Origin of the sequence: Streptomyces sp. NPDC097640 (assembly GCF_040302705.1) — a bacterium.
GTDB lineage: Bacteria > Actinomycetota > Actinomycetes > Streptomycetales > Streptomycetaceae > Streptomyces.
Genome location: NZ_JBEOSB010000013.1, coordinates 162,538 through 183,097, shown reverse-complemented (window position 1 = coordinate 183,097; position 20,560 = coordinate 162,538). Strand labels below are relative to the sequence as shown.

The window sequence follows — 20,560 nt, the reverse complement described above, 5'->3', positions numbered from 1 at the left end:
TCAGAACGCTAACCGGAGGCGGGCCCGGGAGGCGAACCGGTCTCAGCGAGCGGTCCCGGACGGCCCGCCGTCGCCGTTCTCGCCCATGATCCGGGCCAGCGCCGCGCGGGTGCCCTCGCGGTCGTAGGGGCGGCCCGTCAGCAGGGCCTGGAGGGCCATCCCGTCGATCAGGGCCACCACCGCGCGCGCCGCGGCGGGGTCGGGCACGAGCCGCCTCAGCACCCGGACCATGCCGTCCACCCACTCCGCGGCGACCGGCCGCACCGCCTCGTGGCGCAGCGCGGAGAGATACAGGTCGTACTCCAGCACCAGCCGCTCCCGGTCCCCGGCGAACAGCTCCTCGACCCAGCGCGCCAGCTGCTCGGCCGGTTCCACGGCCGGGTCGTAGCGCTCCGCCCAGCGCTCCACATCCGCCAGCCACTCCTCGTTGACCTTCCGGAGCGCCGCGACCAGCAGATCGTCGAGGGTGGCGAAGTGGTACGTGGTCGAACCCAGCGGCACATCGGCCGCGGCCGCCACGGCGCGGTGGCTGAGCCCCGCGATGCCGCGCTCGCGGACCACGGCGACCGCGGCGTCGATGATGCGCCGGCTCCGCTCGGGGTCGTAGCGGCGGGCCATCAGTGGGCCCCGCCCAGGTTGAGCACGATCACCCCGGCGATCACCAACAGCACCCCGATCACCTTGGCGGCGGTCGCGGCCTCGCCGAGGAAGACCATGCCGATCGCCGCGATGACGGCGGTCCCGGCCCCGGCCCATATGGCGTATGCGGTGCCGACCGAGATGGTCTTGAGCGTCTGCGCGAGCAGGGCGAAGGCGACCACATAGCCGACCACGGTGACCAGCGAGGGCCAGAGCTTGCTGAAGCCTTCGCTGTACTTCATCGAGGTGGTGGCCAGGATCTCGGCGGCGATCGCCCCGGCGAGCGTCAGATATCCCATGCGTACGACCGTACGCAACGGATAACCGGAATACGCGAAAGGCCCCCGCGCGGGGTGCGCGGGGGCCTCTCGGGGTGTGGCTCGGACGGTGTGGCTCGGACGGTGTGGCTCAGACGTTGAAGCCGAGCGCGCGAAGCTGCTCGCGACCGTCGTCGGTGATCTTGTCGGGGCCCCACGGCGGCATCCAGACCCAGTTGATCCGCAGCTCGTTGACGATGCCCTCGGTGGCCGACTTCGCCTGGTCCTCGATGACATCGGTCAGCGGGCAGGCCGCCGACGTCAGCGTCATGTCGAGGGTGGCGATGTTGGCGTCGTCGATGTGGATGCCGTAGACGAGGCCCAGGTTGACCACGTCGATGCCCAGCTCGGGGTCCACGACGTCGTACAGGGCCTCGCGGACCTCTTCCTCGCTGGCCGGCTTGACGGCCGTTTCCACGTTGTCACTCATGCGATCTTCCCTTCGGCGCGCTCGCCCAGCGCCTGGGCGGTCGCATCCTTCCACGCCATCCAGCTCAGCAGGGCACACTTCACCCGGGCCGGGTACTTCGAGACGCCGGCGAACGCCACCGCGTCCTCCAGCACCTCCTCCATCGCGTCGTCCGGCTCGGTCTTGCCCTTGGACTGCATCAGCTCCAGAAACGTTTCCTGGATCTTGCGCGCCTCGGCGAGCTCCTTGCCGACCAGCAGGTCGTTGAGCACGGACGCGCTGGCCTGGCTGATGGAACAGCCCTGGCCCTCGTAGCTCACATCCTCGATGGTCTCGCCGTCGAGCCGCACCCGGAGGGTGATCTCGTCCCCGCACGTCGGATTGGTGTGGTGTACCTCGGCGTCCCCGTCCCTGAGCCCCCGCCCGTGCGGGTGCTTGTAGTGGTCGAGGATCACGTCCTGATACATCGAATCAAGCTTCACGCGGCACGCCCCTACCCGAAGAAGTTCCGAACGTGCTCCAGGCCCTCGACCAAGGCGTCGACCTCGGCCGGGGTGGAGTACAGATAGAACGACGCTCGCGTGGTCGCGGGAATTCCGTACCGCAGGCAGACGGGGCGGGCGCAGTGGTGGCCGACCCGGACCGCGATGCCCTCCTCGTCGAGCACCTGGCCCACATCGTGGGGGTGGATGTCGCCGAGCGTGAAGGAGATCGCGGCGCCGCGGTCCTCGGCCGTGGTCGGGCCGATGATCCGCAGATCGGGGACCTCCAGCAGCCTGCGCACCGCGTACTCGGTGACCGCGTGCTCATGGCGGGCGATGTTGTCCATGCCGATCGAGGTCAGATAGTCCACGGCCGCGCCGAGGCCGACGGCCTGGGCGATCGGGGGCGTACCGGCCTCGAACTTGTGCGGCGCGGGGGCGTAGGTGGAGGAGTGCATCGAGACGGTCTCGATCATCTCGCCGCCGCCGAGGAAGGGCGGCAGGTCCTCCAGCAGCTCCTGGCGGCCCCACAGCACGCCGATGCCCGTCGGGCCGCACATCTTGTGGCCGGTGAAGGCCACGAAGTCGGCCTGAAGCGCCTGCACGTCCATCGTCATGTGCGGGGCGGCCTGCGAGGCGTCGATCACGACGAGGGCGCCGACCTGCTGCGCGCGGCGGACGATCGCCTCGACCGGGTTGACCGTGCCCAGGATGTTGGAGACCAGGACGAACGAGACGACCTTGGTCTTCTCGGTGATGATCTCGTCTATGTTCGACAGGTCGAGACGGCCGTCGTCGGTGAGGCCGAACCACTTCAGCTTCGCGCCCGTGCGCTGCGAGAGCAGCTGCCAGGGGACGATGTTGGAGTGGTGCTCCATCTCCGTGATGACGATCTCGGTGTCGCTGTCCACGCGGTAGGGCTCATCGGCCCAACCGAGCATGTTGGCGACGAGGTTGAGCGACTCCGAGGCGTTCTTGGTGAAGATCACCTCGTCCCGGCTCGGCGCGTTGATGAAGGCGGCCACCTTGTCGCGGGCGCCCTCGTACAGCGCCGTGGCCTCCTCGGCGAGCACATGCACGCCGCGGTGCACATTCGCGTTGTGCACCTCGTAGTACTCGCTGAGTACGTCGAGCACCTGGCGCGGCGTCTGCGAGGTCGCCGCGTTGTCCAGGTACACGAGCTTCTTGCCGTCGTGGACCAGCCGGTCCAGGATCGGGAAGTCCTTACGGATCGCCTCGGTGTCGAGGAGGCCCGGCAGCTGTGTCATGTCCCTGCGCCTCCGTGTCCCGCGCCGAATCCCTGGCCGCCGAAACGGCCCCTGTCGTCGTCACTCACTCGTCGCGCCGCCCTTCACATAGGCCTCGTAGCCCTCTTCCTCCAGCTTGTCCGCGAGCTCGGCGCCGCCGGACTCGGCGATCCGGCCCGCCGCGAAGACATGGACGTAGTCGGGCTTGATGTAGCGCAGGATGCGCGTGTAGTGGGTGATCAGCAGGGTGCCGACCTCACCGGTCTCGCGGACGCGGTTGACGCCCTCGGAGACCACGCGCAGCGCGTCGACGTCCAGACCGGAGTCCGTCTCGTCGAGGATCGCGATACGGGGCTTCAACAGCTCGAGCTGGAGGATCTCGTGGCGCTTCTTCTCACCGCCGGAGAAGCCCTCGTTGACGTTCCGCTCGGCGAAGGAGGGGTCGATCGAAAGGCGCTCCATGGCCTCCTTGACCTCCTTCACCCAGGTGCGCAGCTTCGGCGCCTCGCCGCGGATGGCGGTGGCCGAGGTGCGCAGGAAGTTGGAGACGGACACCCCGGGGACCTCCACCGGGTACTGCATGGCGAGGAAGACGCCGGCGCGGGCCCGCTCGTCGACGGACATGGCCAGCACGTCCTCGCCGTCCAGGGTCACCGTGCCGCCGGTGACCTGGTACTTCGGGTGGCCCGCGAGCGAGTACGCGAGCGTGGACTTGCCCGAGCCGTTGGGGCCCATGATGGCGTGCGTCTCGCCCTGCTTCACGGTCAGGTCGACGCCGCGCAGGATCTCGCGGGGGCCGCCTTCGGCCTCGACGGAGACGTGCAGGTCGTGGATCTCAAGCGTTGCCATGGGTGCCTCAGGACTCCTGGGTGACGGAGACGAGCACGTCGTCCCCTTCGATCTTTACGGGGTATACGGGGACGGGGCGCGTCGCGGGGAGGCCGGACGGCTTGCCGGTGCGCAGGTCGAAGCTGGAGCCGTGCAGCCAGCACTCGATCTGGCAGTCCTCCACCTCGCCCTCGGACAGCGAGACGTTCGCATGCGAACAGATGTCGTTGATCGCGAAGACCTCGCCCTCGGTGCGCACGAGCGACACGGGCACGCCGTCCAGCTCCACCCGCTTGGGGGTGTCGTCTTCCAGCTCGCTCAGCGCGCAGGCGCGTACAAAGGTCTGGCTCATGCGACGGACGCCTCCAGCTCGGCCTCGATCTTGGCGATCAGGCGCTCCTCGAGCTCGGGGATGCCGATCTGCTGGACGAGCTCGGCGAAGAAGCCGCGGACGACCAGACGGCGGGCCTCGTCGGCCGGGATGCCGCGCGCCATCAGGTAGAACAGCTGCTCGTCCTCGAAGCGGCCGGTCGCGCTCGCGTGGCCGGCGCCGACGATCTCGCCGGTCTCGATCTCCAGGTTCGGCACCGAGTCGACGCGCGCGCCGTCGGTCAGGACGAGGTTGCGGTTGAGCTCGTAGGTGTCGGTGCCCTCCGCGGCGGCGCGGATCAGCACATCGCCGATCCAGACCGCGTGGGCGTCCTTGCCCTGGAGCGCGCCCTTGTAGGCCACGTTGCTCCGGCAGTGCGGGGTGTCGTGGTCGATGAAGAGGCGGTGCTCCTGGTGCTGGCCGTTGTCGGTGAAGTACAGGCCGTAGAGCTCGGCCTCACCGCCCGGGGCGCCGTAGATGACGCGCGGGTGGAGGCGCACCACGTCACCGCCGAAGGTGACGACCACGGACTTGAACGTGGCGTCGCGGCCGACGAGCGCGGTGTGCTGCGCGGCGTGGACGGCGGTGTCGGCCCAGTCCTGGATGGAGACGACGGTGAGCTTGGCGCCGTCGCCCACCAGGAACTCGACGTTGGCCGCGAGGATGGCGTCGCCGGTGTGGTCGATGACCACGACGGCCTCGGCGAAGGCGCCGACCTCCACGACCTGGTGGCCGTAGGCGGTGCCGCCCTCGCCGTGCACGGAGATCCGCACGGGCTCGGTGAGCACGGTCTCCTTGGCGACGGAGACCACCGAGGCCTTCTCGAAGGAGCTGTATGCCTGGGCCGCGACCCGGTCCACCGGCTTGCCGGCCTTGCCCAGGCGCGGGTCCGTGCGGTCGACGGTCTCGACGGTGACGCCCTCGGGGGCGATCACCTCGACCCGCAGCCCGCCGGTGGCCTTGGCGGTGCCGTCGTGCAGACCGCGCAGCCGCTCCAGCGGGGTGAACCGCCACTCCTCCTCACGGCCGTGGGGCACCGGGAAGTCGGCCACGTCGTACGACGCGATGGCGCCGGCCCTCGCATCGGTGGGCTGGCCCACCTGGATGGCACCGTCCGTGGTGGATCCGGCCGGAATGGTTTCAGCCATGGCAGCTGTACAGCTCGCTTTCTGGTGACGTACCTGGGCCCTCCCTGAGGACGGCCACCGCGGGTATCGGGGGAGGCGCCGGCGTCAGCCGACCGAGCCTTCCATCTGGAGCTCGATCAGCCGGTTGAGCTCCAGCGCGTACTCCATGGGAAGCTCGCGCGCGATCGGCTCGACGAAGCCGCGCACGATCATCGCCATGGCCTCGTCCTCGGACAGGCCGCGGCTCATCAGGTAGAACAGCTGGTCGTCGCTGACCTTGGAGACGGTCGCCTCGTGGCCCATGGACACATCGTCCTCGCGGACGTCCACATAGGGGTAGGTGTCCGAGCGGGAGATGGTGTCGACCAGCAGCGCGTCGCACAGCACATTGGACTTGGAGCCCTCGGCGCCCTCGCCGATCTCGATCAGCCCGCGGTAGGAGGTGCGGCCGCCGCCGCGCGCCACCGACTTGGAGATGATGTTCGACGAGGTGCGGGGCGCCATGTGGACCATCTTCGCGCCGGCGTCCTGGTGCTGGCCCTCGCCCGCGAAGGCGATGGACAGGGTCTCGCCCTTGGCGTGCTCGCCCATCAGGTAGACGGCCGGGTACTTCATGGTCACCTTGGAGCCGATGTTGCCGTCGACCCACTCCATGGTCGCGCCCTCGTAGGCCACGGCGCGCTTGGTGACCAGGTTGTACACGTTGTTCGACCAGTTCTGGATGGTCGTGTAGCGGCAGCGGGCGCCCTTCTTCACGATGATCTCGACCACCGCGGAGTGCAGGGAGTCCGACTTGTAGATCGGCGCGGTGCAGCCCTCGACGTAGTGGACGTACGCGTCCTCGTCGACGATGATCAGCGTCCGCTCGAACTGGCCCATGTTCTCCGTGTTGATCCGGAAGTAGGCCTGGAGCGGGATCTCCACGTGCACGCCCTTCGGCACGTAGATGAACGAGCCGCCGGACCACACCGCCGAGTTCAGCGAGGCGAACTTGTTGTCGCCGACCGGGATCACCGAGCCGAAGTACTCCTGGAAGAGCTCCGGGTGCTCCTTGAGGCCGGTGTCGGTGTCCAGGAAGATGACACCCTGCTCCTCGAGGTCCTCGCGGATCTTGTGATAGACGACCTCGGACTCGTACTGCGCGGCGACACCGGCGACCAGGCGCTGCTTCTCGGCCTCCGGGATGCCCAGCCTGTCGTAGGTGTTCTTGATGTCCTCGGGCAGCTCTTCCCAGGAGGCGGCCTGCTGCTCCGTGGAGCGCACGAAGTACTTGATGTTGTCGAAGTCGATACCGGAGAGGTCCGAGCCCCAGGTGGGCATGGGCTTCTTCTCGAAGAGCTTGAGGCCCTTCAGCCGGAGCTTCAGCATCCACTCCGGCTCGGACTTCTTCGCCGAGATGTCGCGGACGACCGCCTCGGAGAGGCCGCGCTTGGCCGAGGCACCGGCCACATCGGAGTCGGCCCAGCCGTACTCGTAGTTGCCCAGCCCATCGAGCTCGGGGTGAGCAGTCTCCGTGGGGAGAGTCATTCGGGGTTCCTCCCGGCCGTGCTGGCAGATGCTTTGGTGGTCTTGGTCTTGCTGAGGATCTTGCTGGGGGGCGCCTTCTCGGCCTTGCCGGTCCCGGGGATGTAGGTCGTGCACACCCCGTCGCCATGGGCGATGGTGGCCAGACGCTGCACATGAGTCCCGAGCAACTGGGAGAAGACCTCGGTCTCCGCCTCGCACAGCTGCGGATACCGCTCGGCCGCGTGGGCGACCGGGCAGTGGTGCTGGCAGAGCTGTTCGCCGACCGGTGCGCTGCGCGCCGTAGCAGCGTACCCGTCCGCGGACAGTGCGCGGGCGAGAGCTTGGGCGCGGGCCTCGGGCTCCGCGGCCTCGACGGCCTCGCGGTACGCCACGGCCTGGGCGGCGAGCCTGGCGCGCGCGAAGGCGGCGACCGCCTCGCGGCCCTCCTCGCCTCCGCCGGCGCTCTGCTCGATCCAGCGCAGGGCGGCCACGGCCAGCTCGTCGTACGCCTGGTCGAACGCGTCACGCCCGCAGTCGGTGAGCGCGAAGACCTTGGCCGGGCGGCCGCGGCCGCGCGCCCCGTACACCCTCTTCTCGCGGGGCTCGACGACGCCGTCGGCGACGAGGGTGTCGAGGTGGCGGCGCACGGCCGCCTGGGTCAGCTCGAGCCGCAGGGCGAGCTCGGCAGCGGTGGACGGGCCGTGGTCGAGGATGGAGCGGGCGACCTTGTTACGGGTGCCGTGCTGCTCATCGGGCGCGGGCACGGGCACGACAGACCGCGCGGCCGACTCGACCGCGCGTTCCGCCGGAGCTTCGCTCGCGTATTTCACAACGCCATTGTTGCGTAATTCCCGGCAAAGGTACAAGCGCAGTCCCCCCGGCCCCCCGGTGGAGTGCGTCACTAAGGCACACCTAACTTGGCCTGCGGAAACGGGTTCGGTGCCCGCCCTGCCCTCCAGCGCCGGCTTGGCGATTCGTAGACTGCCCGGCATGCGAGAAGAGCCCGCCGTCGACATCGTCGGCCTCGTCAAGCGGTACGGCTCGAAGACCGCCGTGGACGGGCTCGACCTGTCCGTGGCGCGTGCCGCCGTGACCGCCGTGCTCGGCCCCAACGGAGCGGGCAAGACCACGACCATCGAGACCTGCGAGGGATACCGCCGGCCCGACGCCGGCACGGTCCGCGTCCTCGGCCTCGACCCCGTGACCCAGGCGGCCGCGCTGCGCCCCCGAATCGGCGTGATGCTCCAGTCCGGAGGGGTTTACTCCGGAGCGCGCGCAGAAGAGATGCTGCGCCACACCGCGGGCCTGCACGCCCACCCCATAGACGTCGACCTCCTCATCGAGCGGCTCGGCCTCGGCTCCTGCGGCCGCACGCCCTACCGGCGGCTCTCCGGCGGCCAGCAGCAGCGCCTCGCGCTCGCCATGGCCGTCGTCGGCCGCCCCGAGCTGGTCTTCCTCGACGAGCCCACCGCCGGACTCGACCCCCAGGCCCGGCGCGCCACCTGGGAACTCGTCCGCGATCTGCGCCGGGACGGCGTGACCGTCGTCCTCACCACGCACTACATGGACGAGGCCGAGGAGCTCGCCGACCACGTCGCGATCGTCGACGGCGGCAAGGTCATCGCCCAGGGCAGCCCCGAAGAGCTGTGCCGCGACGGCGCGGAGAACACCCTGCGCTTCACCGGCCGCCCCGCGCTCGACCTGCCCTCCCTGCTCAAGGCGCTGCCCGCCGACTCCGCGGCCGACGAGCTGACCCCCGGCTCGTACCGCGTCACCGGCAAGATCGACCCGCAGCTGCTGGCCACCGTCGCCTCCTGGTGCGCCCAGAACGGCGTCATGCCGGACCGGATCTCGGTCGAGCGCCACACCCTGGAGGACGTCTTCCTCGAGCTGACCGGCAAGGAGCTGCGCGCGTGACCGCCACGGGAACCTTCACCCCCCAGCCGGGCGCGGCGCCGCTGCACCGCATGATCCGTTCACAGGCGGCCCTGGAGACCAGGATGCTGCTGCGCAACGGCGAGCAGCTGCTGCTGACCGTGATCATCCCGTCCCTGCTGCTGGTGCTGTTCAGTACTGTTGACATCGTCGACACGGGCGCGGGCGGCAAGGCCGTGGACTTCCTCGCCCCCGGAGTCCTCGCGCTCGCCGTGCTGTCCACCGCCTTCACCGGCCAGGCCATCGCGACCGGCTTCGAGCGTCGGTACGGCGTCCTCAAGCGGCTCGGCGCCTCGCCCCTGCCGCGCTGGGCGCTGATGACCGCGAAGACCTGCTCGGTGCTGGTCACCGAGGTGCTCCAGGTCGCGCTGCTGACCGTGATCGCGCTCGCCCTGGGCTGGTCCCCGCACGGCAACCCGCTCACCGTCGCCCTGCTCCTCCTCCTCGGCACCGCCGCGTTCTCCGGCCTCGGCCTGCTGATGGCGGGCACCCTGAAGGCCGAGGCGACCCTCGCGGCCGCCAACCTCGTCTTCCTGCTGCTGCTCGTCGGCGGCGGGGTGATGGTGTCGCTGGACAAGTTCCCGGACGCGGTCCGCGGCGTGCTGGAGCTGCTGCCGATCTCGGCCCTGTCGGGCGGCCTGCGCGATGTGCTGCGGGACGGGGCCGGGGTGCCGTGGGGCGATCTGGGGATCCTGGCGGTGTGGGCGGTGCTGGGGCTGGGGGCGGCGGCGCGCTGGTTCCGCTGGGAGTAGGGCGAGCCTCCCCCACACCCCCTCGTGCTGCGTCTCCACGGGGGAGCGACTCCCCCACACCCCCCTCGTGAAAAGCTGCACAAGCGGCCGCCTACGATGGGCGACGTGCCCTCTTCGCTGAACCCCCTTGAGCAGATCGCCCGCCGCTGGCAGCCTTCCGCGCGCTTCGTCGAACGCGCGGCGCTGGTCGCCGTGGTGATGACCGTGGTCATCGTGGTGACGGGCGGCGCGGTCCGGCTGACGCAGTCCGGGCTCGGCTGCCCGACCTGGCCGACCTGCACGGAGGACAGCCTGACGCCCACCCGCGAGATGGGCATCAACGGAGCCATCGAGTTCGGCAACCGCATGCTGACGTATGTGCTGTGCGCGGTCGTCGGCGTGCTGATCATCGCGGCCCGCGCCCGAACGCCGATGCGCCGCTCGCTCACCCGGCTCGGCTGGGCACAGTTCTGGATCGTGATGGGCAATGCCGTCGTCGGCGGCATCACGGTGCTCACCGGCCTGAACCCGTACATCGTCAGCTCGCACTTCCTCCTGGCCACCGCGCTGCTCGTGGTCACCGTCGTGACCTGGCAGCGCGCCCGCGAGGGCGACGCCGAGCCGCGCGACCTCGTCGCCCGTCCCATCCGTCAGCTGACCTGGCTGCTGGTCGGCGCGACCGGTGCGCTGATCCTCATCGGGACCGTGGTCAGCGGGGCCGGGCCGCACGCGGGCGACGCCCGGAAGGTGCACCGCATCCCGCTGGACTGGCAGGAGATCACCCAGCTGCACGTGGACTTCGTGTACATCGTGCTGGGCCTGAGCGCCGCCCTGTGGTTCACGCTGCGCGCCGTGAAGGCCCCGGCCGCGCTGCGCCGCCCCGTCGTCGAGTTCCTCGTCGTCCTGCTCCTTCAGGGCGTGATCGGCTACGTCCAGTACTTCACGCACCTGCCCGAAGTCGTCGTCGGCGTCCACATGTTCGGCTCCTGCCTGGTGCTGATCGCGGTGCAGCGGGTCCTGCTCTCCCAGCGCGAGCGCGCGGAGCTGCCCGCCCCGGTCGCGGCCCCCGCGCCGGCTCAGCCGGTCGCCGAGGCCGCGGCGTCCAGCCGGTAGACCCGGCGCGCGGTCCCGGCCGCGACGAGCGCGGCGATGCGCCGCGCCTCGGGCCGGGTGCAGACGCCGTCGGCGACCCACTCGGCCGCCAGCCGCGCCATGGCCCGTACGAACAGCCGGGCGCCGGTCACATACAGCTCGGGCAGCGCCCGCGCCCCGGTCGAGAACAGCAGCTTGCCGAACGGCGCCTCGCCGAGGGTCTCCCCCGGCCGCGGTCCGGCGTCCGCGTAGACGTGCGAGAAGGTCGCGGCCAGCTGGGCGGCGCGGCGGTGGTGCGGGCGGCTGGGCAGCAGCACCAGGTCGGTGCCTGCGCCCGCGGTGGCGTGCAGAAAGCCCGCGAGCGGCTGCGGGTCGGCGCAGTGCAGCTGTACGGGCAGGCCGGTCGCGACGGCGCTCCACAGCAGATGCTGAAGCAGCGCGGGGTCGGCCGGACGGGCGCGCGGAGTGCGTCCGCCGAGCCAGCGGTCCGCCGCGCGCCGCACCTCCCGGGGGTCCGGCGGGGTCTCGTCGCAGAAGGTGATGCCCAGGGCGAACGCGGTGGCGTGCTGGGCCGCGGAGTAGAGGGCCTCGGCGGTGTTGCCGATGAACGAGTCGACCGAGCCCGAGGTGTCCGCGATCTCTGCGGCCAGCGGCTCCAGCCGGATGACCTCGTGGACCGGGCCGTCCGCGGCCGCGGCCAGCTCGGCGGCCGAGGTGAGCTCGCCCGGCGACCCCGCCTCCAGCAGGAAGGTGCCGATGCCCGCGCCGCGCAGCAGCAGCCGCCCCGCGTGGTACGCGCCCAGCTCGCGCCGCCGGGCGAGATAGCGGACGGGGGCGCAGTGGGCCTCCAGGCCGAGCAGCGGGGGGCACCAGCGGCGTACGGCCAGGCCGGTCCAGCTGTCGAAGAAGGTGGTGCCCGCGGGGGCGGCGGCGCCGGAGCCCGCGGCGGCGGCGAGATGGGCCTCGAACGAGCCGAGGCCGAGCTCGGTGTGGAGGGTGCCGTGGCTGTGCTGGTCGATGAGCGGCGGCAGGACGCCGACCTCTGTTTCCGGGGAGGGGGCCAGGGCGTCCTCCGGGGCGGCCGAGGAGGCCGGGTCGGCCGAAGTGCCCGTCGCCTCGTCCGTCACCGCCGCCTCCTCGCCGTCGGGCATCGAAGGGCTTAACGGGCGAAACGGTGGTGAGGTGTCGCCAGGCCCGCCCCCGAGCGTGACCCGCCCCGGCCCACCCGGCAAGAGCGCCCCTCGGGGACGGGAGGGTTTCCCCTTCCCGACCCCGGGGCCAACCCCCCAGCCCCCACGCCCTCGCGGGCTCAGGGCCCCCGCCAGGCCGGGCCCCGGGGCCCTGCCGATATGCGGCTCCGCCGCGTGGGGGGCTCCGCCCCAGACCCCGGGGTCCAGGAGCAAAGCCCCTGCCACGCGGCGGAGCCGCACATCGACGCTGCGGGAAGGGGCGGGGCAGGGGAGAAAGGGCCGCCGCGGTGGGGGCTACGCGTTGGGCTGGCCGCCGAGTTGGATCCCGGCCATGCGGGTCCACTCGTACGGCCCCGTGCGTACCTTCGCGGCGAGCTCGCCCGCGAAGTCGTCGTGCAGGGTGATCCCCGCGGACTCCGCGGCGCGGCGGGCGGTGTCGTGGGACGGGGCGACCAGGGTGCCCCAGTCGCCGTTGGCCCCGACGAGGGCGACGCGGACGGTGCCGCGGCCGATGTGGGCGAGCTGGCCCTCGGCGCTGCCGCCGTGGTCCCGTGCGAAGGCCGTCATCTGGTGGGCGAGCCGCTTGACCTGCTTCTCGGCCTTGGCCGACGCGGCCTTGCCCGCGCGGCCCTCGGGCTCGGGCTCGGGCTCAAGCTCCGTCTGCGTGCTGTCTGCCATGAGACCGATGCTACCGGTCAGTAATCGGCACGGGAAGGGTGATCAGCGCAGGAAGGGGTCCACGGCGACGGCGGCGAACAGCAGCGACGCATAGGTGATGGACCAGTGGAACAGCCGCATCTCCTTGAGCGGCGCCCCCGTGATCCCAGCCTTGGCGCGCGCCTGAAGCGCATGCGCCTCCTTGAGCCAGAACGCGCCCAGCACCGCGGCCACGGTGGGGTAGAACCAGCCGGTGTAGCCGAGCGGCCAGAGCAGCAGCGAGACGACGACCATCACCCAGCTGTAGAGGACGATCTGCCGGGCGACCGCCTTGTTGCCCGCGACCACGGGCATCATCGGCACGCCCACGCGCGCGTAGTCCTCCTTCACCTTCATGGACAGCGGCCAGTAGTGCGGCGGCGTCCAGAAGAAGATGACGAGGAAGAGAATCACCGCGGCCCAGGAGAGCGAATTGGTGACGGCGGACCAGCCGATGAACACCGGCATACAGCCCGCGATGCCGCCCCACACGATGTTCTGCGCGGTACGCCGCTTGAGCAACATCGTGTAGACGACGACGTAGAAAACCAGCGCGCCGAGCGACAGAATCGCGGACAGCGGGTTGACCAGGAACCAGAACCAGGCCGTCGACCCGATCGCGAGCGCGAAGGCGAAGACCAGGCACTCGGCCGGCGAGACCATGCCGGTCACCAGCGGGCGTTGCGAGGTGCGGTCCATGAGCGCGTCGATGTCGCGGTCGTAATACATATTGAACGCGCCCGCGCCACCGGCCGACAGATAGCCGCCGATACAGGTGGCGAGCACCAGCCACAGATCCGGGACGCCCTGGGCGGCCAGGAACATCACCGGCACCGTTGTCATCAGCAGCAACTCGATGACACGCGGCTTGGTCAGTGCCACGAACGCCTTGACGCGGGCACCGAGCGGCCGGCGGCTCCGGCTCGAATCGAGCACCCCCGCAGGACGGGAATCGACGGCCGTCACGCACACCCCTGGTAGAAGGCAAGAACAAGCAAGCACCGGACATGAAGAGCCGGTAAAGACTTGCGCGTACCACGCCACTCTAGACGTTGGGGATACGCCGCCCGCCGCCGGGGTCGGCTCGTGTTCGCGGAGCTCGCGGCCTCCGGGGGAATGCCGCATCTCCGGCATTCGTTCCCCGTATGCCGGGTACTCGCTCGAAAAGATGACCGTTGTTCCAGGGGTAGGCTCGACAAAGCCGGTGCGCATGTCGCCGGATATCGACATTGTGGAGAGGAGCCCTGACTCAGGGTGAGCACGAAGCCGACTACCACAGATCTCGAGTGGACCGATGTGGACCAGCGCGCCGTGGACACGGCCCGCGTCCTGGCCGCGGATGCCGTACAGAAGGTCGGCAACGGCCACCCCGGTACCGCCATGAGCCTGGCCCCCGCCGCGTACCTCTTCTTCCAGAAGCTGATGCGGCACGACCCCTCCGACACCGGATGGGTGGGCCGTGACCGGTTCGTCCTCTCCCCCGGTCACACCTCGCTGACCCTCTACATCCAGTTGTACCTGGGTGGGTTCGGCCTGGAGCTGGAGGACCTGGAGTCGTTCCGCACCTGGGGCTCGCTGACCCCGGGCCACCCGGAGCACGGCCACACCACCGGGGTCGAGACCACCACCGGTCCGCTGGGCCAGGGCGTCGGCAACGCGGTGGGCATGGCGATGGCCGCCCGCTACGAGCGCGGTCTGTTCGACCCGGAGGCGCCTGCGGGCACCTCCCCCTTCGACCACACCATCTGGGCGATCGTCTCCGACGGCGACCTGGAGGAGGGCATCTCCGCGGAGGCCTCCTCGCTGGCGGGCCACCAGAAGCTCGGCAATCTGATCGCGGTGTACGACGACAACCACATCTCGATCGAGGGCGACACCGCGACCGCCTTCTCCGAGGATGTGCTGAAGCGGTACGAGGCGTACGGCTGGCATGTGCAGCGCGTCGAGCAGGCGCCCAACGGCGACTTCGACGTCCAGGCGCTGTACGCGGCGCTCAAGGCGGCGAAGGCCGAGACCGAGCGCCCCTCGATCATCGCCACCCGCACGATCATCGCCTGGCCCGCCCCGCACGCGCAGAACACCGAGGCCGCCCACGGCTCGGCGCTCGGCGCCGACGAGGTCGCCGCCACCAAGCGCGTCCTCGGCTTCGACCCCGAGCAGAACTTCGAGGTGGAGGAGCGAGTCATCGCCCACACCCGCGGTCTGCTCGACCGGGGCCGCGAGGCCCACGCCGCCTGGGACAAGAAGTTCCAGGAGTGGCGGGACAACAACCCCGAGCGCGCCGCCGAGTTCGACCGGATCAGCGCCGGTGAGCTGCCCGCGGGCTGGGACAAGGCGATCCCGGTCTTCGAGCCCGGCAAGGACGTGGCCACCCGCAAGGCCTCCGGCCAGGCGCTCAAGGCGCTCGGCGGGGTGCTCCCCGAGCTGTGGGGCGGCTCGGCCGACCTCGCGGGTTCGAACCTCACCACCATCGACGCGTCCTCGTCCTTCCTCCCGAAGGACAACCCGCTCCCGGAGGCCGACCCGTACGGCCGCACGGTGCACTTCGGCATCCGCGAGCACGCCATGGGCTCGACCATGAACGGCATCGCGCTGCACGGCAACACCCGTATCTACGGCGGCACCTTCCTGGTGTTCTCCGACTACATGCGCCCCGCCGTCCGGCTCGCCGCGCTGATGAAGCTCCCCGTCACCTATGTGTGGACGCATGACTCCATCGGTCTGGGCGAGGACGGCCCGACCCATCAGCCGGTCGAGCACCTGAGCGCGCTGCGCGCCATCCCGGGCCTGAACATCGTGCGCCCGGCCGACGCCAACGAGACCGCCATCGCCTGGCGCGAGATCACCCGCCGCCACACGGAGCAGCCGGCCCCGCACGGCCTCGCGCTGACCCGGCAGAACGTGCCGACGTACGACGTCAACGAGGACGCGGCCAAGGGTGGGTATGTCCTGGCGGAGGCCGAAGGCCCCGAAGGGAAGAGCAGTGCCCCGCAGGTGATCCTCATCGGCACCGGGTCCGAGGTGCAGCTCGCAGTCGAGGCGCGCGAGCAGCTTCAGGCCGCGGGCGTCCCGACCCGCGTGGTCTCGATGCCCTCGGTCGAGTGGTTCGACGAGCAGGACCAGGCGTACCGGGACAGCGTTCTGCCGCCGTCCGTGAAGGCCCGTGTGGCCGTCGAGGCGGGGATCGGCCTGACGTGGTACCGCTTCGTGGGTGACGCCGGCCGCATCGTCTCGCTGGAGCACTTCGGCGCCTCCGCCGACTACAAGGTGCTCTACCGGGAGTTCGGCCTGACCGCGGAGGCCGTTGTCACCGCCGCCCGCGAGTCGCTTGAGACCGCCGGGCGCTGACGCCGTATACGAACCTGTAGCGACGAGTAGGAGATGCAAACCCGATGACAGACGCACTCAAGCGGCTGGCCGACGAAGGCGTCGCGGTCTGGCTCGACGACCTTTCGCGCAAGCGCATCACATCCGGCAATCTGGCCGAGCTGATCGACCAGAGCCATGTGGTGGGCGTGACCACCAACCCGTCGATCTTCCAGAAGGCGATCGCCGGCGGTGACGGCTACCAGCAGCAGGTGGCCGACCTCGCGACCCGCAAGGTCACCGTCGACGAGGCCGTACGCATGATCACCACGGCGGACGTCCGGGACGCCGCCGACATCCTGCGCCCGGTGTACGACGCGACCGGCGGCCAGGACGGCCGGGTCTCCATCGAGGTGGACCCGCGCCTGGCGCACAACACGGCCGCCACCATCGCCGAGGCCAAGCAGCTGGCCTGGCTGGTGGACCGGCCCAACACCTTCATCAAGATCCCGGCCACCCGGGCGGGCCTCCCCGCGATCACCGAGGTGATCGGGCTCGGCATCAGCGTCAACGTCACGCTGATCTTCTCGCTGGAGCGCTACCGCGAGGTCATGGACGCCTTCCTGGCCGGCCTGGAGAAGGCCAAGGCCGCGGGGCTCGACCTCCAGAAGATCCACTCGGTGGCGTCCTTCTTCGTGTCCCGCGTGGACACCGAGATCGACAAGCGCCTCGACAAGCTGGGCACCGACGAGGCCAAGGCGCTGCGCGGCAAGGCCGCCCTGGCCAACGCCCGCCTCGCGTACCAGGCGTACGAGGAGGTGTTCGGCTCGCACGACAAGTCGACCGCGCCGTCCGAGCGCTGGGCCGCCCTGGACCGGGCCAACGCCAACAAGCAGCGCCCGCTGTGGGCCTCCACCGGCGTCAAGGACCCGGCCTACAAGGACACGCTCTACGTGGACGACCTGGTCGCCCCGGGCACGGTGAACACCATGCCGGAGGCCACGCTGGAGGCCGTCGCCGACCACGGCGGGATCACCGGTGACACGGTGCGTGGTACATACGAGCAGGCCAAGGCCGATCTCGACGCGCTCACAGGCGTCGGAATCTCGTACGATGACGTTGTACAGCTCCTCGAGGACGAGGGCGTCGAGAAGTTCGAGGCGTCCTGGAACGACCTGCTGAAGTCCACTGAGGCGGAGCTGGGCCGCCTCGCTCCTTCGGAGGCGTGAGAGATCTTGTCACTTTCCACGAGCGGAGCCAATCCGCTGCGTGACCCCCGGGACCGGCGGCTTCCGCGCATCGCGGGGCCGTCGGGCCTGGTCATCTTCGGCGTCACGGGCGACTTGTCCCGCAAGAAGCTGATGCCGGCCGTCTACGACCTGGCCAACCGTGGCCTGCTGCCGCCGGGCTTCTCGCTCGTCGGCTTCGCCCGCCGCGACTGGGAGAACGAGGACTTCGCCCAGGTCGTCCACGACGCGGTCAAGGAACACGCCAGGACCCCCTTCCGTGAGGAGGTCTGGCAGCAGCTCGCCGAGGGCTTCCGCTTCGTGCCCGGCGAGTTCTCCGACGACGAGGCGTTCGAAAAGCTGCGGGGGACGATCGAGGAGCTGGACAAGGCGCGCGGCACGGGCGGCAACTTCGCCTTCTATCTGTCGGTCCCGCCGAAATTCTTCCCCTCCGTCGTCCAGCAGCTCAAGAAGCACGGACTGTCCTCCGGGCCCGGCGACTCCTGGCGGCGCGCCGTCATCGAGAAGCCCTTCGGCCATGACCTGACCAGCGCCCAGGAGCTCAACCAGGTCGTCCACGACGTCTTCCGGCCGGGCGACGTCTTCCGGATCGATCACTACCTGGGCAAGGAGACGGTCCAGAACATCCTGGCGCTGCGCTTCGCCAACACCATGTTCGAGCCGCTGTGGAACCGCTCGTACGTCGATCACGTACAGATCACCATGGCCGAGGACATCGGCATCGGCGGCCGGGCCGGCTACTACGACGGCATCGGCGCGGCGCGCGACGTCATCCAGAACCATCTGCTTCAGCTGCTCGCGCTGACCGCCATGGAGGAGCCCTCCTCCTTCGACGCCACCGCGCTGGTCACCGAGAAGCTGAAGGCGCTCAAGGCCGTCAAGCTGCCGAAGGAGCTGGGCAAGCACACCGTGCGCGGCCAGTACTCCCACGGCTGGCAGGGCGGCCAGGAGGTGCTGGGCTACCTGGAGGAGGAGGGCATCGACTCCAACTCCAACACCGACACCTATGCCGCGATCAAGCTGGAGATCGACAACCGCCGCTGGGCGGGCGTGCCCTTCTACCTGCGCGCGGGCAAGCGGCTCGGGCGGCGGGTCACCGAGATCGCGGTGGTCTTCCAGCGCGCCCCGCACTCCCCCTTCGACACCACCGACACCCAGGAGCTCGGGGAGAACGCCCTGGTCATCCGGGTACAGCCGGACGAGGGCGTCACCATCCGGTTCGGCTCCAAGGTGCCCGGCACCTCCATGGAGATCCGGGACGTGACGATGGACTTCGCCTACGGCGAGTCCTTCACCGAGTCCAGCCCCGAGGCCTACGAGCGGCTGCTGCTCGATGTCCTGCTCGGCGATGCCAACCTGTTCCCCCGCCACCAGGAGGTGGAGGAGTCCTGGCGGATCCTCGATCCCGTCGAGGACTACTGGGACCAGCACGGCAAGCCCGAGCAGTACACGGCGGGCACCTGGGGGCCGAAGGCGGCGGACGAGATGCTCGCACGAGACGGACGGAGCTGGCGCCGGCCATGAACATCGATCTCACCGACACCACGTCCAGCCAGATCAACGCTGCTCTGGTCCAGGCGCGGAGGGCGGCGGGGATACCGGCCGTGGGCATGGTGCTCACCCTTGTCATCGTCACCGACGAGGGCAATCACTACGACGCGCTGAAGGCCGCGAGCGACGCGTCCAAGGAACATCCCTCACGCATCCTGGTCGTCATCAAGCGGCCGGGGCGCTCACCGCGCGACCGCAAGGTGGCCCGGCTGGACGCGGAGGTGCGGGTCGCCGGCGAGAGCGGCACCGGCGAGACGGTGCTGCTGCGGCTCTACGGCGAGCTCGCGGCCCACGCCCAGTCGGTGGTGCTGCCGCTGCTGCTGCCGGACGCCCCGGTGGTGGTGTGGTGGCCGGACGACGCTCCGGAGCACCCCAGCGAGGACCTGCTGGGCCAGCTGGCGGCCCGCCGGATCACCGACGCCCAGGCCACCGAGGACCCGGTGAGCACGCTCGGGCTGCGGGCCAGGACCTACACCCCGGGCGACACCGACCTGGCCTGGACGCGCATCACTCCGTGGCGCAGCGTGCTGGCCGCGGCGCTGGACCAGAAGCACTCGACGATCACCTCCGCGGTGGTCGAGGGTGAGGCGTACAACCCGAGCGGCGAGCTGCTGGCACTGTGGCTCGCCGAGCGGCTGCGGGTCCCGGTGCACCGGCAGGTCTCGGACGGCCCCGGGCTGACCGCGGTGCGGCTGGAGACGGCCGACGGCACGATCTGCCTGGACCGGGCGAACGGCTCGCTGGCCGAGCTGGCGATGCCGGGGCAGCCGGACCGGCATGTCGCGCTCCAGCGGCGGGACAAGTCGGAGCTGATAGCGGAGGAGCTGCGCCGTCTCGACCCGGACGAGATGTACGCCTCAGCGGTGAAGTTCGGGGCGAGCCGGCTCGGCAAGGGCGTGATGGGCTCGGCCCCCGAGCCGTCGGCGGCGCGGACCGGATCCGCTGCCGGATCCGGCTCGGGCTCCGGCTCGGGCTCCGGTGGCGGCAAGGCCGGCGCCGAGGCCCGTCCGGAGGCACCGCGTCCGGTGCCCAAGGCCCCCCCGGCGAAGCCGGGCGACTCCGGCTCCGGCTCCGGCGGCAAGGCCACCGGCAAGGCGGCGTCGTGACCGCTCCGCAGGTGGTCGTCCACCGCGACAAGGAGCTGATGGCGCAGGCCGCGGCGGCCCGGCTGATCACCAAGGTGGTGGACGCCCAGTCCGCCCGCGGCTCCGCGTCGGTCGTGCTGACCGGCGGGCGCAACGGCAACGGCCTGCTGGCCGCGCTCGCCGAGGCGCCCGCCCGGGACGCGGTGGACTGGTCGCGGCTCGACCTGTGGTGGGGCGACGAGCGGTTCCTGCCGGACGGCCACCCGGACCGCAATGTCACCCAGGCGCGGGAGGCGCTGCTGGACTCGGTGGGTCTGGACCCGGCCCGGGTGCACGCGATGCCGGCCTCCGACGGCCCGTGGGGCAGCGATGTGGAGGCGGCCGCGGAGGCGTACGCCGAGGAGCTGGCCCGCGCCGCGCGGCCGGAGAACCACGGCGCGGCGCCGTCCTTCGACGTGCTGCTGCTGGGCGTGGGCCCGGACACGCATGTGGCCTCGCTCTTCCCGGAGCTGCCCGCCGTGCGGGAGACGGAGCGGACAGTGGTGGCGGTGCGCGGCGCGCCCAAGCCCCCGCCCACCCGGGTCAGTCTGACCCTGCCCGCGATCCGCGCGGCGCAGGAGGTCTGGCTGTTGGCGGCGGGCGAGGACAAGGCCAAGGCGGTGACGATCGCGCTGTCGGGCGCCGGGGAGATCCAGGCCCCGGCCGCGGGTGCGTACGGCCGCCGTCGCACGCTGTGGCTGCTGGACCGGGCCGCCGCGGCGGGCCTGCCGCGCGAGCTGTACCCCCCGGCGTCGCCCTGACC

At 70.7% G+C, this 20,560-nt stretch carries 21 protein-coding genes; 8 read left to right on the top strand and 13 right to left on the bottom strand.

From position 1 onward, the window contains the following. Positions 1-42: 42 nt before the first annotated feature. The 10 genes from ABTY62_RS22035 to ABTY62_RS21990 form a co-directional block, all read right to left on the bottom strand. The gene (locus ABTY62_RS22035; RefSeq protein WP_352131115.1) at positions 43-618 is read right to left on the bottom strand and encodes a TetR/AcrR family transcriptional regulator; all 576 of its coding nucleotides are present in this window, start codon (positions 616-618) and stop codon (positions 43-45) included. Continuing rightward, a complete protein-coding gene (locus ABTY62_RS22030; protein WP_311724919.1) occupies positions 618-938 on the bottom strand; it encodes a DMT family transporter in 321 nt (106 codons plus the stop codon). The genes ABTY62_RS22035 and ABTY62_RS22030 overlap by 1 nt, the downstream gene beginning before the upstream one ends. A 109-nt stretch (positions 939-1,047) precedes the next feature. Beyond that, the gene (locus ABTY62_RS22025; RefSeq protein ID WP_311724918.1) at positions 1,048-1,386 is read right to left on the bottom strand and encodes a metal-sulfur cluster assembly factor; all 339 of its coding nucleotides are present in this window, start codon (positions 1,384-1,386) and stop codon (positions 1,048-1,050) included. Then, the gene (gene sufU / locus ABTY62_RS22020; protein WP_352131113.1) at positions 1,383-1,847 is read right to left on the bottom strand and encodes a Fe-S cluster assembly sulfur transfer protein SufU; all 465 of its coding nucleotides are present in this window, start codon (positions 1,845-1,847) and stop codon (positions 1,383-1,385) included. The genes ABTY62_RS22025 and sufU overlap by 4 nt, the downstream gene beginning before the upstream one ends. 11 nt (positions 1,848-1,858) lie before the next feature. Beyond that, complete coding sequence (locus ABTY62_RS22015; protein ID WP_311724916.1) at positions 1,859-3,115, bottom strand: cysteine desulfurase; 1,257 nt, start codon at positions 3,113-3,115, stop codon at positions 1,859-1,861. A 60-nt stretch (positions 3,116-3,175) separates the two neighbouring features. Beyond that, complete coding sequence (gene sufC, locus ABTY62_RS22010) at positions 3,176-3,943, bottom strand: Fe-S cluster assembly ATPase SufC (protein WP_311724915.1); 768 nt, start codon at positions 3,941-3,943, stop codon at positions 3,176-3,178. Positions 3,944-3,950: 7 nt separating this feature from the next. Further along, on the bottom strand, positions 3,951-4,274 hold the full coding sequence (locus tag ABTY62_RS22005; RefSeq protein ID WP_014180620.1) for a bifunctional 3-phenylpropionate/cinnamic acid dioxygenase ferredoxin subunit: 324 nt from the start codon (positions 4,272-4,274) through the stop codon (positions 3,951-3,953). Further along, positions 4,271-5,440, bottom strand: coding sequence for a Fe-S cluster assembly protein SufD (sufD, locus tag ABTY62_RS22000; RefSeq protein WP_352131111.1), 1,170 nt, complete (start codon positions 5,438-5,440; stop codon positions 4,271-4,273). The genes ABTY62_RS22005 and sufD overlap by 4 nt, the downstream gene beginning before the upstream one ends. A gap of 84 nt (positions 5,441-5,524) precedes the next feature. Then, positions 5,525-6,946 (bottom strand): Fe-S cluster assembly protein SufB, encoded by a 1,422-nt coding sequence (gene sufB / locus ABTY62_RS21995; RefSeq protein ID WP_352131110.1) that lies wholly within the window; start codon positions 6,944-6,946, stop codon positions 5,525-5,527. Then, entirely contained in the window at positions 6,943-7,755 is an 813-nt protein-coding gene (locus ABTY62_RS21990) for a helix-turn-helix transcriptional regulator (RefSeq protein WP_502997497.1), read from the bottom strand. The genes sufB and ABTY62_RS21990 overlap by 4 nt, the downstream gene beginning before the upstream one ends. A gap of 160 nt (positions 7,756-7,915) precedes the next feature. On the opposite strand from ABTY62_RS21990, the gene ABTY62_RS21985 reads away from it, so the two are divergent. From ABTY62_RS21985 to ABTY62_RS21975, 3 genes are all read left to right on the top strand, one after another. Continuing rightward, complete coding sequence (locus ABTY62_RS21985; protein ID WP_352131109.1) at positions 7,916-8,842, top strand: ABC transporter ATP-binding protein; 927 nt, start codon at positions 7,916-7,918, stop codon at positions 8,840-8,842. Further along, positions 8,839-9,612, top strand: coding sequence for an ABC transporter permease (locus ABTY62_RS21980; protein WP_352131108.1), 774 nt, complete (start codon positions 8,839-8,841; stop codon positions 9,610-9,612). The genes ABTY62_RS21985 and ABTY62_RS21980 overlap by 4 nt, the downstream gene beginning before the upstream one ends. 105 nt (positions 9,613-9,717) lie before the next feature. Further along, complete coding sequence (locus tag ABTY62_RS21975; protein WP_352131107.1) at positions 9,718-10,704, top strand: COX15/CtaA family protein; 987 nt, start codon at positions 9,718-9,720, stop codon at positions 10,702-10,704. Here the strand turns inward: ABTY62_RS21975 and ABTY62_RS21970 are convergent. The 3 genes from ABTY62_RS21970 to ABTY62_RS21960 all read right to left on the bottom strand — a co-directional run bounded on the left by ABTY62_RS21970 (position 10,668) and on the right by ABTY62_RS21960 (position 13,535). Beyond that, positions 10,668-11,834 (bottom strand): amidohydrolase, encoded by a 1,167-nt coding sequence (locus ABTY62_RS21970; protein WP_352131106.1) that lies wholly within the window; start codon positions 11,832-11,834, stop codon positions 10,668-10,670. The genes ABTY62_RS21975 and ABTY62_RS21970 overlap by 37 nt on opposite strands. A 333-nt stretch (positions 11,835-12,167) precedes the next feature. After that, positions 12,168-12,551 carry a hypothetical protein gene (locus ABTY62_RS21965; RefSeq protein ID WP_352131105.1) on the bottom strand — a complete coding sequence of 128 codons (384 nt, stop codon included), beginning with the start codon at positions 12,549-12,551 and terminating at the stop codon, positions 12,168-12,170. Between the two features lie 42 nt (positions 12,552-12,593). Beyond that, a complete protein-coding gene (locus ABTY62_RS21960; protein WP_352131104.1) occupies positions 12,594-13,535 on the bottom strand; it encodes a heme o synthase in 942 nt (313 codons plus the stop codon). Positions 13,536-13,823: 288 nt separating this feature from the next. Between ABTY62_RS21960 and tkt the strand changes: the two genes are divergently transcribed. From tkt to pgl, 5 genes are read left to right on the top strand one after another with little or no spacing between them, the layout of a single operon-like run. Then, positions 13,824-15,917: a transketolase gene (gene tkt / locus ABTY62_RS21955; RefSeq protein WP_352131103.1), complete on the top strand. Its 2,094-nt coding sequence runs from the start codon at positions 13,824-13,826 to the stop codon at positions 15,915-15,917. 44 nt (positions 15,918-15,961) lie between these two features. Further along, the gene (tal, locus tag ABTY62_RS21950; protein ID WP_352131102.1) at positions 15,962-17,104 is read left to right on the top strand and encodes a transaldolase; all 1,143 of its coding nucleotides are present in this window, start codon (positions 15,962-15,964) and stop codon (positions 17,102-17,104) included. Between the two features lie 6 nt (positions 17,105-17,110). Then, on the top strand, positions 17,111-18,646 hold the full coding sequence (zwf, locus tag ABTY62_RS21945; protein WP_352131101.1) for a glucose-6-phosphate dehydrogenase: 1,536 nt from the start codon (positions 17,111-17,113) through the stop codon (positions 18,644-18,646). After that, the gene (gene opcA, locus ABTY62_RS21940) at positions 18,643-19,779 is read left to right on the top strand and encodes a glucose-6-phosphate dehydrogenase assembly protein OpcA (protein ID WP_352131100.1); all 1,137 of its coding nucleotides are present in this window, start codon (positions 18,643-18,645) and stop codon (positions 19,777-19,779) included. The genes zwf and opcA overlap by 4 nt, the downstream gene beginning before the upstream one ends. Then, positions 19,776-20,558, top strand: a complete 783-nt coding sequence (gene pgl, locus ABTY62_RS21935; RefSeq protein WP_352131099.1) for a 6-phosphogluconolactonase — start codon at positions 19,776-19,778, stop codon at positions 20,556-20,558. The genes opcA and pgl overlap by 4 nt, the downstream gene beginning before the upstream one ends. The last annotated feature ends 2 nt before the right edge of the window (positions 20,559-20,560 follow it).

What these genes read in the sequence shown, in the direction of transcription:
- ABTY62_RS22035 (WP_352131115.1), bottom strand. Translation starts at nt 618, where the DNA reads ATGGCCCGCCGCTACGACCCCGAGCGGAGCCGGCGCATCATCGACGCC.
- ABTY62_RS22030 (WP_311724919.1), bottom strand. Translation starts at nt 938, where the DNA reads ATGGGATATCTGACGCTCGCCGGGGCGATCGCCGCCGAGATCCTGGCC.
- ABTY62_RS22025 (WP_311724918.1), bottom strand. Translation starts at nt 1,386, where the DNA reads ATGAGTGACAACGTGGAAACGGCCGTCAAGCCGGCCAGCGAGGAAGAG.
- ABTY62_RS22015 (WP_311724916.1), bottom strand. Translation starts at nt 3,115, where the DNA reads ATGACACAGCTGCCGGGCCTCCTCGACACCGAGGCGATCCGTAAGGAC.
- sufC (WP_311724915.1), bottom strand. Translation starts at nt 3,943, where the DNA reads ATGGCAACGCTTGAGATCCACGACCTGCACGTCTCCGTCGAGGCCGAA.
- ABTY62_RS22005 (WP_014180620.1), bottom strand. Translation starts at nt 4,274, where the DNA reads ATGAGCCAGACCTTTGTACGCGCCTGCGCGCTGAGCGAGCTGGAAGAC.
- sufD (WP_352131111.1), bottom strand. Translation starts at nt 5,440, where the DNA reads ATGGCTGAAACCATTCCGGCCGGATCCACCACGGACGGTGCCATCCAG.
- sufB (WP_352131110.1), bottom strand. Translation starts at nt 6,946, where the DNA reads ATGACTCTCCCCACGGAGACTGCTCACCCCGAGCTCGATGGGCTGGGC.
- ABTY62_RS21985 (WP_352131109.1), top strand. Translation starts at nt 7,916, where the DNA reads ATGCGAGAAGAGCCCGCCGTCGACATCGTCGGCCTCGTCAAGCGGTAC.
- ABTY62_RS21970 (WP_352131106.1), bottom strand. Translation starts at nt 11,834, where the DNA reads ATGCCCGACGGCGAGGAGGCGGCGGTGACGGACGAGGCGACGGGCACT.
- ABTY62_RS21965 (WP_352131105.1), bottom strand. Translation starts at nt 12,551, where the DNA reads ATGGCAGACAGCACGCAGACGGAGCTTGAGCCCGAGCCCGAGCCCGAG.
- tal (WP_352131102.1), top strand. Translation starts at nt 15,962, where the DNA reads ATGACAGACGCACTCAAGCGGCTGGCCGACGAAGGCGTCGCGGTCTGG.
- opcA (WP_352131100.1), top strand. Translation starts at nt 18,643, where the DNA reads ATGAACATCGATCTCACCGACACCACGTCCAGCCAGATCAACGCTGCT.